The following is a 13,257-nucleotide window of genomic DNA, read 5'->3' as shown; positions in this document are numbered from 1 at the left end:
AGCAGGGGTCTACAAGGTGCGACACAGGCACCATACCTCAACACTCGCCGCGCCGTTTCGCAAAAGCAGGCGGGAAATCTNNCGGCTGGCAGAGCAGATCGCTCTGATTAAATCCGCGCCGCCACTGACGCCGCTGCCAGAGCGGAACGCTCATCAGCATATCCGGCATCGGGCCTGTCCCGCGTTGCCGTACGCGCAGCAGAAGCAACCGCGCCAGCGCCACAGCCAGTTCAGCGTTGCCGCTGAATTTAAAGCGATGGATCAACCGGCTTAACGGCGGCGCGTAATCATTCACTGCAATCAGCCGTTGCCACGGTGGCGGTTTCTGCAAACAGCGCCCGCAGGGCAGCACGGTGTTCGCCGCAGGCAGCCCGCACTGCGGGCACAGTGGCAGAGGGTAAAACAGTGTCCTGGCGCAGCGCGAACACACGCCCCAGTGCGCCAGCGCGAGCGGCATTTGGCATAGCCAGCATAAGCTGTGGGCTGTTAGCATAGTCCACCTCGTGGTTGTGAAGTGGGAACAGTAACTGATGAATGACATCTGGTGGCAAACCAAAGGCGAAGGAAATTGTCATCTTGTGCTGCTGCACGGATGGGGGCTGAATGCACAGGTCTGGGATTGCATTACGCCGGAACTGAGTACGCATTTCACGCTCCATCTGGTGGATTTGCCGGGTTTCGGGCGTAGCCAGGGATTTGGCGCAATGTCTCTCAACGACATGGCGCAACAGGTGCTCGCAAAAGCGCCAGAAAGGGCGTTCTGGCTTGGCTGGAGTCTCGGCGGGCTGGTGGCGAGCCAGGTGGCGTTAACGCACCCTGAGCGCGTGCTGGCGCTCATTACGGTGGCTTCATCGCCCCGTTTCAGCGCAGAAGGCGACTGGCCGGGCATCAAACCAGAGGTGCTGAGCGGGTTCCAGCAACAACTGCGGGACGATTTTCAGCGCACCGTTGAGCGTTTCCTTGCCCTGCAGACCATGGGCACGGAGAGCGCCCGTCAGGACGCGCGAAAGCTGAAGAGTGCTGTTCTTTCGCTGCCGATGCCGTCAGAAGTGGTGCTGGACGGCGGTCTGGAGATCCTCAAAACCGTCGATTTACGCGAGCCGCTCGCCGCATTGTCGCTGCCGTTCCTGCGTCTTTATGGCCGACTGGACGGGCTGGTGCCGCGCAAAATCGTGTCGCTGCTCGATGACGCGTGGCCGGACAGTCAGTCTTATATTTTTGCGAAGGCAGCACATGCGCCGTTTATTTCGCACCCGGACGAATTTTGTCGCGTGTTACTGGATTTAAAACAAAATGTTGCCTGAATGAGGGGTGACCTGGAAAATCTGTCACATTGCATTAATACTTTCCATGACGCTGAGATGACCCGTTGGGTGATAGCTGGACAGCGGCACAAAAATAACAAACCTTATGGAGAGTAAAAATCTATGAAACTGATTTCAGGTATTGTTGCATCTCTGGTTATTGGTTCTCTTTCCTTTGGCGCTTTCGCGGCACAGGAACTTGAAAAAGATAAAGCAAAAGAAACTATTGCGTCTGAGAATCTGACTAAGGTGGGGACGATCTCCACGTCAGATACCACGGCACCGATGGACGCGCGTAAAGAGCTGTCACAGAAAGCAGATGAGTTGGGCGGCAAGTATTTTGTAGTGACGTCAGCAGATAAAGGCGAGAAAAACGTTCGCGCCACGGCGGACGTTTATAAGTAATAAAAAAAACGCGGGTCCCGGGACCCGCATTTTGCTAGCGCAGCGCCCACCATTTACGCAGGCAGGCTTTCCCTTCCGGGCAGCTTTTACAACTCCCCGTTAAACATCCGTCAGGCTCTTCCTGAATGCGCTGAGCTTTGCCCATCGCTTCCAGTCGGCCCAGCATCGCATCGATCATCGCCTGTGGCGTGTGCAGACGGGCGCTGAGCTGTGAAGCCTCCATCCGCCCCTGTCACGAACGTCGATTAACGATGCCATATGTTCTCCTTAGTGGCAGTCGCCCGCCGGGCTTTCACAGCAGGACGCCACCGTCTTGCGGGTTGCCAGCAGGTTGACGTCCACCCGGCTACGCGCGCGGCGCAGGCCGCCAATCACCAGAATATTAAACAGGATCACCGCCAGAATGCAGACCAGGCTGTACTGCGGATGCTGGCTGAAACTGCTGACCTGATAAAACAGTGTTGCCAGCGAGTAGGCGATGTTCAGCCCCCACATAATGGAGAAGCCCATCCAGCCGCGACTGGATTCACGCGCGATGGCACCCATCACCGAAATGCACGGGATGTAGAGCAGAACGAAAATCAGGTAGCTGTACGCGGCCGCCGCGCTGCCGAATTTGCTGCTCATCACGCCCATTGCGCCCGTTGCCATTTCGCCGTCACCTTTGCTGGCTTCAATCGGGTTAGCCAGGACGCTCAGGCTGAAGGTATCTTTCAGGCTCTGCCAGGTTTCACCGACGGCACCGCCCAGCTCGTCGAACAGGCTAAATTCGGCCGGGTTAAACGCTTCCTGCTGAATATTTTCGGCGGTGTAGAGGGTATTCAGCGTACCGACGACCACTTCTTTTGCCATCGCGCCAGTGAACAGACCGACGGTCGCCTGCCAGTTGTCTTCGTGAACGCCAATCGGCTTGAACAACGGTGTGATTACGCGGCTGACGGAGGCGAGGGCGGAATCGTTGATATTCTCCGCCGCTTTGCCGCTCAGCGTGAAACTGTTCAATGCGCTGAGGAAAATACTGACCACGATAATGACTTTACCGGCGCGAACCACGAAGCCTTTCAGGCGCTGCCAGGTCTGAATGATGAGACTTTTCAGATGCGGCACGTGATATACCGGTAGTTCCATCACGAACGGCGAGGCTTCGCCACGCATAATGGTGTGCTTCAGCATCAGACCGGTGAGGATCGCCATCACAATCCCCAGCACATAAAGCGAGAACACCGCCAGCGCACCCTGCTGACCGAAGAAGGCCGCCGCGAACACCGCGAAAATCGCCAGACGCGCGCCGCAGGACATAAACGGTGCCATCATGATGGTCATCAGGCGTTCACGCGGCGACCCCCGACGGGACGTTACAGCCGAAACCGACGATCAGCGGCACGAAGGATTTGCCCGGCAGCCCTAACGACTGCATCAGACGGTCCATCACGAACGCGGCGCGGGCCATGTAGCCGGAATCCTCAAGGAAAGAGAGGAACAGATACATCATGCCGATTTGCGGCACCAGCGGCAGCACGGTGTTGATACCGCCGCCCAGCCCCTGGGCCAGGAAAATGGTCAACCATTCCGGGAAGTGCAGGGTCGCGCCAATCCACTGAATGCCATGAATAAAGAGGGCCACTGAACCCACATCGAACAGCGGTTGCNCGCCGCCGTGAAGCGGCTTGGCTCGGCGGTCAGTGTGTTACTCACGCTGTCGCACACTGCTGCGATGGTCTGGTAACGCGCATCGGCGATGTGCAATGCCGGATCGTCCATCGAATCATGAAGATGGGCAAGCGCGATGGGGAGTTTCTCTGCCGCATCACCGGCATACACACGGCTGTAGATATCGCCTTCCAGCATTTGCAGCGCCAGCCAGCGACGCTGTTTTTCCGGCATATCCGCAGCCATTTCCAGCGCCAGCTTGTTCGCTTCACGCGTCAGCGGCTCGGCGTAATGCACCAGTTCCAGTTCGGTATTGCCCTGATGGCGGTCAATGGCCATTTTCAGCGCTTCAATACCGCGACCGCGTGTGGAAACCAGCGGAACCACCGGGCAACCGAGGCGGGCGGCGAGGGCGTCGATATCAATGCGGATCTTTTGCTTTTCCGCGATATCAAGCATGTTCAGCGCCACGACGCAGGGGATGCCGAGTTCCAGCAGTTGCAGCGTCAGGTAAAGGTTACGCTCGAGGTTGGAGGCGTCGACCACGTTGATCAGCAGGTCAGCATCACCGCTGAGAATGTAGTGACAGGCGATCTGTTCGTCGAGTGATGTCTGTGAAGAGATAGTCGTCAGCGAATAGGTGCCCGGCAGGTCAACCAGCGTGACCTGATGGTCAGTGGTAGAGAAGGAGCCTTCTTTACGTTCGACGGTGACACCGGCCCAGTTACCCACACGCTGGCGCGCACCGGTCAACTGATTAAAGAGGGTGGTTTTACCCGAATTCGGGTTACCAATTAAGCCAATCGTGAGTTTTTTCATTCGCGAACTCGTTGTTTTTACAAACCGAATTAACGGGAAACTGCTTCCACTTCGAGGAAAGCTAAATCTTTTTTACGTAAAACTAAATTAACGCGGCGCGTTTCGATATGAATGGGGTCGCCTAATGGCGCCACGCGGACGACATTAAAAGATGAGCCGGGCAGCATGCCGAGTGAGAGCAGTTTCTGACGATAAGCCGGGCTGATGTCACGGGCGAAACCGGTAATTTTCCACGCACTGTCTGGGATGAATCGCATAGGGCCTACTTAATATTCGCAAACCAATACTTGTGCTTCCTGCCGCTTAAAGGTGCACGACGCTGGAGATTAGCTGACCGGGGAGGTCATTTTGTCATCAACACAATAATAATGAGAATGATTTTTATCTTCAATCGATAAAATGTGACGAGATGTGCTAAAGGGGAATAATTAACGCTAAGTTTGACATCGCTCAACCTTTCTCATGAAGGACGGTTGTTTAAATAATATTGCAGATGTTAATAGCGTGAAAAATATTCATGAGAGAAGAACAAAACTGAAATATATTCCTGGATAATACGGTTTGAAAATAATTAGCCCCCTTATTACCAAGAGGGCGTAATTATCATTTGTTTATTTCTTTTTACCCATTGCTGCGGCCAGCGCATCCATCATCGCGCTGTTACCGGCAGGCTGCGCGTCACGGCCACGCGGTTTTGCCGGGCGCGTCGCCGGGCGGTTACCCGGGTCACGCTGATTACCGCCGCCGCGACGCGCGTTGCTGTCGCCCGGCTGCTCATCAAGACGCATGGTCAGCGCGATACGCTTACGCGGCAGATCCACTTCCAGCACTTTTACCTTCACGATATCGCCCGCTTTGACCACCGTGTGCGGATCTTCGACAAACTTGTCAGAGAGCGAGGAGATATGTACCAGGCCGTCCTGATGAACGCCGATATCAACGAACGCGCCAAAATTGGTGACGTTGGTGACCGCGCCTTCCAGCACCATCCCCGGCAGCAGGTCGTTCATGGTTTCCACGCCGTCGGCAAACTGCGCGGTTTTGAACTCCGGACGCGGGTCACGACCCGGTTTTTCCAGCTCTTTGATGATGTCCGTCACGGTCGGCAGACCAAAACGCTCGTCGGTGAAATCCACCGCCTTGATGTTACGCAGCTCGCTGCTGTTGCCCATCAGATCTTTCAGCGCCTGTTGGGTGGCGGCGAGAATGCGCTCCACCACCGGATAGGCTTCCGGGTGAACCGTTGAGGCATCCAGCGGGTTATCGCCGTGGTTGATGCGCAGGAAGCCCGCGCACTGCTCAAATGCCTTCGGCCCTAAGCGGCTGACGTTCAGTAATTGCTGACGGTTCTGGAACTGGCCGTTCTCATCACGCCAGGCGACGATGTTCTGCGCCATCATGCGGGTCAGGCCAGCCACGCGGGTCAGCAATGGCACGGACGCGGTGTTGAGATCGACCCCCACGGCGTTCACGCAGTCTTCCACCACCGCATCCAGCTTGCGTGCCAGCTGCGACTGGCTGACGTCGTGCTGGTACTGGCCTACGCCGATAGATTTCGGATCGATTTTCACCAGCTCGGCCAGCGGATCCTGCAAACGACGGGCGATCGACACCGCTCCGCGCAGCGACACGTCGAGATCCGGGAACTCCAGCGCCGCCAGCTCAGACGCCGAATAAACGGACGCGCCCGCTTCGCTGACGATCACTTTTTGCCCTTTCACTTTCGGGAACTGTTTCTGCACGTCCAGGTAAAAACGTTCTGTTTCGCGGGAAGCGGTACCGTTGCCGATCGCCACCAGCTCAACGTTGTATTTTTCGCACAGCGCGGCAATCACCACCGCCGCTTTCGCCGCCTGACCGGTATGCGGATAAATAGTGTCGGTCGCTACCAGCTTGCCGGTGCCGTCCACCACCGCGACTTTCACGCCGGTACGCAGGCCCGGATCGAGACCCATGGTGGCGCGAAGCCCGGCCGGCGCGGCCATCAGCAGGTCATGCAGGTTACGGGCGAACACGTTGATCGCTTCGTCTTCCGCATGTTCACGAACCGTGCCCATCAGCTCCGTTTCCAGATGCATCAGCACCTTGATGCGCCACGTCCAGCTCACCACGCCTTTACGCCAGCTATCCGCCGGGGCGTTGTTCAGGCGCAGATTCAGGTGATCGGTGATGATCTGCTCGCAGTGGCTCTCTTTTGGCGGCTCGTCAAACTGCGGGTCGGCGTTGAGGGAAAGTTGCAGGACGCCTTCGTTGCGCCCGCGGAACATCGCCAGCGCGCGGTGTGACGGCACGGTGGAAATCGGTTCGTGATGATCGAAGTAGTCGCGGAATTTCGCGCCTTCCTCTTCTTTGCCGCTTACCACGGTGGAAACGAGATGGGCGTTTTTCCACAGGTAATCACGCACTTTCGCCAGCAGCGCGGCGTCTTCGGCAAAACGCTCCATCAGGATGTAGCGTGCGCCGTCCAGTGCCGCTTTGGTGTCGGCGACGCCGTTATCGGCATTGAGGTATTTCGCCGCTTCGGTTTCCGGATCGTGCGACGGCTCGTTCCATAGCAGGTCAGCNNGCCCCCCGCCAGTTCCGGCGTCAGTTTGCCCTGCTCATCAATGGATTTAAGAATGGCCTGACGACGGTCTTCCAGTTCACGAAGGTAGCCAAGACGCGTTTCCAGCTGACGCAGCTGAGTGTCATCCAGACCGCCGGTGACTTCCTTACGATAACGTGCAATAAACGGCACGGTGTTCCCTTCATCAAGCAGGCGAACGGCAGATTCTACCTGTTCGGCTCTGGCCTGAAGTTCACCCGCAATAATGCGGCACAGCGAATCATTCATCATGGCGTTGTCATCTGTAGCAATAAAAAATCAGGGGATAGTTATACGGACTGACACGGCAAAATGCCAGTCGCAGACGGCGCTCTCAGAGTGTTCCAGGCGGGTTATTTCACATATTCAATGGCGTTCACATACCAGCTGGCTTCTCCGGCTGGCGTATTGACCACCGCCAGGTCGCCCACCTCTTTTTTCAGCAGCGCGCGCGCCATCGGCGAGTCGATGGAGATGTAGTCCTTTTGTCCAAATATTTCATCGTAGCCGACGATGCGAAAACGCTTAACGTCGCCATCGTCGTTTTCGATTTCCACCCATGCGCCAAAGAAGACTTTGCCTTCCTGTTGTGGGGAATAATCGACAATTTTGAGATTTTCCAGACATTTAGTCAGATAGCGCACCCGGCGGTCAATTTCACGCAGGCGCTTCTTGTTGTACTGATAATCCGCGTTTTCACTGCGATCGCCGAGGCTGGCGGCCCAGGTCACTTTTTTGGTGACTTCAGGGCGTTCTTCACGCCAGAGATAATCCAGCTCTTTCTTCAGTTTTTCGTACCCTTCGCGGGTAATCAGGGGCGTTTTCATGGTCTTGCCTTACAGACGTTCTTGCTTACGTGGCGCACATAACGTATCACAAAGCATAACTGGCAGTATTAATAATGATTTATGTGATGGAATGTGCAGTTAAGCTGCTGTTAAATATGCTTTGTAACAATTTCGACTAGAATTTATACCAGATTTAACTGGTCGTGGACGTGCACTTTTTTAGAATACGGACTTTAAAGACTATCGAACCTTTGGGAGTAAGAACGATGCAAGAGAATTATAAGATTCTTGTAGTGGATGACGACATGCGCCTGCGTGCGCTGCTGGAGCGTTATCTGACCGAGCAAGGCTTCCAGGTTCGTAGCGTCGCCAACGCCGAACAGATGGACCGTTTGCTGACGCGTGAGTCCTTTCACCTGATGGTGCTGGATTTAATGCTGCCTGGAGAAGATGGCCTTTCTATCTGCCGTCGTCTTCGCAGCCAGAGCAACCCGATGCCGATCATTATGGTGACGGCGAAAGGGGAAGAAGTGGACCGCATCGTCGGGCTGGAAATTGGCGCTGACGATTACATTCCCAAACCGTTTAACCCGCGTGAACTACTGGCGCGCATCCGTGCGGTGCTGCGTCGTCAGGCGAACGAACTGCCGGGTGCGCCATCCCAGGAAGAGGCGGTTATCGCGTTTGGTAAATTTAAGCTCAACCTCGGCACCCGCGAAATGTTCCGTGAAGATGAGCCGATGCCGCTGACCAGCGGTGAATTTGCGGTGCTGAAAGCGCTGGTGAGCCACCCGCGTGAACCCCTCTCCCGCGATAAGCTGATGAACCTGGCGCGTGGCCGTGAATACTCGGCGATGGAGCGTTCCATCGACGTGCAAATCTCCCGCCTGCGCCGCATGGTGGAAGAAGATCCGGCACACCCACGCTACATTCAGACCGTCTGGGGTCTGGGCTACGTCTTCGTGCCGGACGGTTCTAAAGCATGAGGCGAATGCGCTTCTCGCCGCGAAGTTCTTTTGCCCGCACGCTGCTGTTGATCGTCACGCTGCTGTTCGTCAGCCTGGTGACGACTTACCTTGTGGTGCTGAACTTTGCCATTCTGCCGAGCCTTCAGCAGTTTAATAAGGTGCTGGCGTACGAAGTCCGTATGCTGATGACCGATAAACTGCAGCTGGAAGACGGCACGCAGCTCGTGGTGCCTCCCGCGTTCCGACGTGAGATCTACCGCGAGCTGGGCATTTCGCTTTATTCCGATGAAGCGGCGGAAGACGCAGGTCTGCGCTGGGCGCAGCATTATGAATTTTTAAGTCAGCAGATGGCGCAGCAGTTGGGCGGCCCGACGGAAGTGCGCGTTGAGGTCAACAAAAGCTCGCCGGTGGTGTGGCTGAAAACCTGGCTCTCTCCCAATATCTGGGTGCGCGTCCCCCTCACCGAAATCCATCAGGGCGATTTCTCACCGCTGTTCCGCTATACGCTGGCGATCATGTTACTGGCGATAGGCGGCGCCTGGCTGTTTATCCGAATACAGAACCGACCATTGGTCGATCTCGAACACGCGGCGTTGCAGGTGGGCAGGGGGATTATTCCGCCGCCGCTGCGTGAATATGGCGCCTCGGAGGTGCGTTCCGTGNCGCCTTCAACCACATGGCGGCTGGCGTGAAGCAACTGGCGGACGACCGTACGCTGCTGATGGCCGGTGTCAGCCACGACTTGCGCACGCCGCTGACGCGCATTCGTCTGGCGACGGAAATGATGGGCGAGCAGGACGGTTATCTGGCTGAATCCATCAACAAAGATATCGAAGAGTGCAACGCCATTATCGAGCAGTTTATCGACTATCTGCGCACCGGTCAGGAGATGCCGATGGAGCTGGCGGATCTCAACGCCGTGCTCGGCGAAGTGGTGGCGGCGGAAAGCGGTTATGAGCGCGAAATCGAGACCGACATGCAGGCCAGCGAGATCCCGGTGCGTATGCATCCACTCTCCATCAAACGGGCGGTCGCCAATATGGTGGTCAACGCGCTACGGCAACGGCTGGATCAAAGTCAGTAGCGGAAGCGAGCTGAACCGTGCGTGGTTTCAGGTGGAAGATGACGGCCCGGGGATTAAGCCTGAACAGCGCAAACACCTGTTCCAGCCGTTTGTACGCGGCGACAGCGCACGAAGCACCAGTGGTACCGGACTCGGTTTAGCGATTGTTCAGCGTATCGTCGACAACCATAACGGGATGCTGGAGATTGGCACCAGCGCGCGGGGCGGGTTGTTGATTCGCGCCTGGCTACCCATTCCGGTGACCAGAGCTATCGGTTCAACAAAAGAGAGCTAAAAAAAAAGCCGGGTAGCGGCTTCGCCTTACCCGGCTTACGTTTACTGCTTTACCGTTTTACAGTTTCGGCCCGGCACTGACCAGTGCCTCGCCTGCTGGGGTATCGGTATATTTCTCGAAGTTATCGATAAACAGCGTCGCCAGCGTTTCTGCTTTTTCCTGCCACTGCTCCGGTGAACCGTAGGTGTTGCGCGGATCGAGGATATGCGTATCCACGCCCGGCAGCTCGGTTGGGATCTGCAGGTCAAACATCGGCAACGTAAAGGTTTCCGCGTTATCGAGAGAACCATCCAGAATCGCATCGATAATGGCGCGTGTATCTTTGATTGAGATACGTTTGCCGGTACCGTTCCAGCCTGTGTTCACCAGATATGCTTTCGCGCCGGAAGCCTTCATGCGTTTCACCAGCACTTCAGCGTACTGCGTCGGGTGCAGCGACAGGAACGCGGCACCGAAGCAGGCGGAGAAGGTTGGGGTTGGCTCAGTCACTCCACGCTCGGTACCCGCCAGTTTGGCCGTAAAGCCAGAGAGGAAGTGGTACTGGGTCTGGTCGTCGGTCAGACGAGAGACCGGCGGCAGCACACCGAAAGCGTCAGCGGTCAGGAAGATCACTTTCGTTGCGTGACCGGCTTTTGACACGGGCTTAACGATGTTTTCAATGTGATAAATCGGGTACGAGACACGGGTGTTCTCGGTTTTAGATGCATCGTCGAAATCAATACTGCCATCCGCGAGAACGGTGACGTTTTCCAGCAGCGCATCGCGACGGATGGCGTGGAAAATGTCAGGCTCGGCCTCTTCGGAAAGGCGAATGGTTTTCGCGTAGCAACCGCCCTCAAAGTTGAAGACCCCGTCGTCATCCCAGCCGTGTTCGTCATCGCCAATCAGACGGCGTTTCGGATCGGTGGAAAGCGTGGTTTTGCCGGTGCCGGACAGACCGAAGAAGACCGCAACGTCGCCTTTTTCGCCCACGTTGGCAGAGCAGTGCATGGAGGCAATGCCCTTCAGCGGCAGCAGGTAGTTCATGATTGAGAACATACCTTTCTTCATTTCGCCACCGTACCAGGTTCCCCCGATGAGCTGAATGCGCTCGGTCAGGTTGAAGGCAACGAAGTTTTCAGAGTTGAGGCCCTGCTCTTTCCACTGCGGGTTGGTGCATTTGGCACCATTCATAACGATAAAATCAGGCTCGAAATTCGCCAGATCGTCATCGGTGGGGCGGATAAACATGTTCTTCACGAAGTGCGCCTGCCAGGCCACTTCAGTGATAAAGCGAACAGAAAGACGGGTGTCTTCATTCGCACCACAAAACGCATCAACCACAAACAAACGCTTGCCGGAAAGCTGGTGGGTGACCAGGCCTTTCAGGTGCTTCCACGTTTCCGGGGAGAGCGGTTTGTTGTCGTTCTTTCCTTTGCCTTTATCGGACCACCAGACGGTATCGCGGGTGGTTTCATCACGAACAATATACTTATCTTTCGGCGAACGTCCGGTAAAAATACCTGTGTCGACGGCGATAGCACCAAGATTCGTTAACACTCCACGCTCGTAACCTTCCAGGTTGGGATTGAGCTCTTCCTGATACAAAGTATCGTAGTCGGGATTGTAAACGATATCATTAACGTCGTTGATTCCGTAAGCCTTGAGATCCTGCGGGGTTAGACCTTTAACGCGCATTTCACTGCTCCTTAGCCAATATTTACTGCCAATGATTGTAGGGTTGTAGAGGGCTTTTGACCGCGACCAGGCTCATAGATTTGCGCATCCGGCCCCAGACTTTGTCTGGTTTTTTATAACGAAAAACCCTGTAACTCCTTTCACGAGGGTTACGGATTATGGCAGGAATCGCTATTTAATTGGGGGAAATGTTCTTAAATAGTTAAAAAATGGTGTAATTGTCTAAGTTAATGTGAAGGTAATCGCATTCATGAAAGAAATTGACGAAAGGCTTTCAATGAAAATCGATTCACTTCGCGATGGCTGAACGTCTTCACCGATAAGGGGGATTAATGAAAAAAGGAGAATCTCCTTCTCTCATAGTGAAAGAGAAGGAGAGAATGCTGCCGTTTCGGCTGTCAATGGATTTGTGGATCTGCCGGTGCGGAGTTATTCCGAATTTCAGCGATGTCCATAGCGTTAAAGACATAGTGGTTACCGCAGTAATCACAATGCATGTCGATCTCGCCTTCGTCCGCCAGGATGCTGTTAATTTCTTCGTCCGGCAACGTTTTCAACGCGCCCGCGCAGCGCTCGCGTGAACAGGTACATTTGAATTCCACGCCCTGCGGATCGTAGACCGTCACTTCTTCTTCGTGGTACAGACGCCACAGCACATCGTTGGCCGGCAGCGAGAACAGCTCTTCGGCTTTGATGGTATCGGTCAGCGCCACCAGATGCTCGAAATCTTCCGCCTGCGCGTTCTGCGCTGGCATCACCTGCAGCAACATGCCGCCCGCCGCCGGTTTGCCGTCGTGTTCACCGGTACGGATGATCAGGCGTGTAGGCAGCTGTTCAGAGCGCAGGAAGTAGTCTTCCAGGCATTCTGCCAGTGTCTCGCCTTCCAGACCGACAACGCCCTGATAGCGCTCACCCTCTTCCGGGGAGATGGTGATCACCAGATAACCGTTGCCCACCAGCGTTTTCAGCGACGCCTCTTCCGGGATCTCGCCCTGTACACGCGCCACGCCGCGCAGCTGTTGATTGTTATCGCCGTTAATCACCGCCAGCGTCATCGGGCCATCACCCTGCAACTGAACGGTGATATCGCCGGCAAATTTCAGGGTAGCGGTCAGCAGGCTGGTGGCGACCAGCAGCTCGGACAGCACATTTTTTACCGGCTGCGGGTAGTTATGGTTGGCGAGGATCTGATCCAGCGTTTCAGAAACGGTCACCAGTTCACCGCGTACGGCATAGTTTTCAAACAGATAGCGGTGTAGTTGATCGTGTTGCGTCATAATTTTCTCTCTTACGGGTGACAATTATTCATTCTCACCATGCTTAAATCTCATCAGGTCGCGGCGCTCTTTTTTGTCCGGTCGCCTGTCGGGATGCGGCATCGTCAGCGCATTCAGCTTTCGTGCCTGTGCCATTTTCTCGCGCTTTTCGATGCTCTCAGGTGTCTCTTCATATAACGCGACGGCCTCGCTGGCGGGGCGTCGCTGTTCGGTAATACCTTTAATCACCACGGTGCGCTCGTCATTGCCCTGGCGAAGCGTCAGGACGGCGTTGAGTTCCACCACTTTGCCCGGCTTGCTGCGCTGGCCGTTGTAGTGCACTTTGCCGCCGTCTACCATCTCTCGTGCCAGCGCCCGCGTTTTGTAAAAGCGGGCCGCCCAGAGCCACTTGTCGAGCCTGACGGCCTCGGTGGGTTTCTCTTTCATG

General features: G+C 55.6%; 8 protein-coding genes and 5 pseudogenes. 4 read left to right on the top strand and 9 right to left on the bottom strand.

The window, feature by feature from the left end:
• Positions 1-9 precede the first annotated feature (9 nt).
• A pseudogene (locus tag GM30_RS00600) lies at positions 10-493 on the bottom strand (hypothetical protein).
• 37 nt (positions 494-530) lie between these two features.
• On the opposite strand from GM30_RS00600, the gene bioH reads away from it, so the two are divergent.
• Both bioH and GM30_RS00590 read left to right on the top strand, forming a co-directional pair.
• The gene (bioH, locus tag GM30_RS00595) at positions 531-1,304 is read left to right on the top strand and encodes a pimeloyl-ACP methyl ester esterase BioH (protein WP_049847076.1); all 774 of its coding nucleotides are present in this window, start codon (positions 531-533) and stop codon (positions 1,302-1,304) included.
• Between the two features lie 123 nt (positions 1,305-1,427).
• Positions 1,428-1,709 (top strand): YdgH/BhsA/McbA-like domain containing protein, encoded by a 282-nt coding sequence (locus GM30_RS00590; protein ID WP_038158800.1) that lies wholly within the window; start codon positions 1,428-1,430, stop codon positions 1,707-1,709.
• A 34-nt stretch (positions 1,710-1,743) separates the two neighbouring features.
• Here GM30_RS00590 and feoC read toward each other — a convergent pair.
• The 5 genes and pseudogenes from feoC to greB all read right to left on the bottom strand — a co-directional run bounded on the left by feoC (position 1,744) and on the right by greB (position 7,589).
• Positions 1,744-1,967: pseudogene (gene feoC, locus GM30_RS00585) on the bottom strand ([Fe-S]-dependent transcriptional repressor FeoC).
• 9 nt (positions 1,968-1,976) lie between these two features.
• Positions 1,977-4,178: pseudogene (gene feoB, locus GM30_RS00580) on the bottom strand (Fe(2+) transporter permease subunit FeoB).
• Positions 4,179-4,207: 29 nt separating this feature from the next.
• Positions 4,208-4,435, bottom strand: a complete 228-nt coding sequence (gene feoA, locus GM30_RS00575) for a ferrous iron transporter A (RefSeq protein ID WP_049847075.1) — start codon at positions 4,433-4,435, stop codon at positions 4,208-4,210.
• 354 nt (positions 4,436-4,789) lie between these two features.
• Positions 4,790-7,014 (bottom strand): annotated as a pseudogene (locus tag GM30_RS00570) (Tex family protein).
• A gap of 101 nt (positions 7,015-7,115) precedes the next feature.
• A complete protein-coding gene (gene greB / locus GM30_RS00565) occupies positions 7,116-7,589 on the bottom strand; it encodes a transcription elongation factor GreB (protein WP_049847074.1) in 474 nt (157 codons plus the stop codon).
• Between the two features lie 227 nt (positions 7,590-7,816).
• On the opposite strand from greB, the gene ompR reads away from it, so the two are divergent.
• Positions 7,817-8,536 carry an osmolarity response regulator transcription factor OmpR gene (ompR, locus tag GM30_RS00560; protein WP_001157751.1) on the top strand — a complete coding sequence of 240 codons (720 nt, stop codon included), beginning with the start codon at positions 7,817-7,819 and terminating at the stop codon, positions 8,534-8,536.
• A pseudogene (gene envZ, locus GM30_RS00555) lies at positions 8,533-9,876 on the top strand (two-component system sensor histidine kinase EnvZ). Before ompR ends, envZ begins: the two are co-directional and overlap by 4 nt.
• A gap of 57 nt (positions 9,877-9,933) precedes the next feature.
• Here envZ and pckA read toward each other — a convergent pair.
• The 3 genes from pckA to hslR all read right to left on the bottom strand — a co-directional run bounded on the left by pckA (position 9,934) and on the right by hslR (position 13,256).
• Positions 9,934-11,553 (bottom strand): phosphoenolpyruvate carboxykinase (ATP), encoded by a 1,620-nt coding sequence (gene pckA / locus GM30_RS00550; RefSeq protein ID WP_049847073.1) that lies wholly within the window; start codon positions 11,551-11,553, stop codon positions 9,934-9,936.
• A gap of 398 nt (positions 11,554-11,951) precedes the next feature.
• Positions 11,952-12,830 carry an Hsp33 family molecular chaperone HslO gene (gene hslO / locus GM30_RS00545; RefSeq protein WP_049847072.1) on the bottom strand — a complete coding sequence of 293 codons (879 nt, stop codon included), beginning with the start codon at positions 12,828-12,830 and terminating at the stop codon, positions 11,952-11,954.
• A gap of 24 nt (positions 12,831-12,854) precedes the next feature.
• Complete coding sequence (gene hslR, locus GM30_RS00540) at positions 12,855-13,256, bottom strand: ribosome-associated heat shock protein Hsp15 (protein WP_049847071.1); 402 nt, start codon at positions 13,254-13,256, stop codon at positions 12,855-12,857.
• Between the last annotated feature and the right edge of the window lies 1 nt (position 13,257).

This window comes from Trabulsiella odontotermitis, assembly GCF_001188485.1.
GTDB lineage: Bacteria > Pseudomonadota > Gammaproteobacteria > Enterobacterales > Enterobacteriaceae > Trabulsiella > Trabulsiella odontotermitis_A.
The sequence above is the reverse complement of the archived record's forward strand: the minus strand, read 5'-3'. Positions and strand labels throughout refer to the sequence as shown.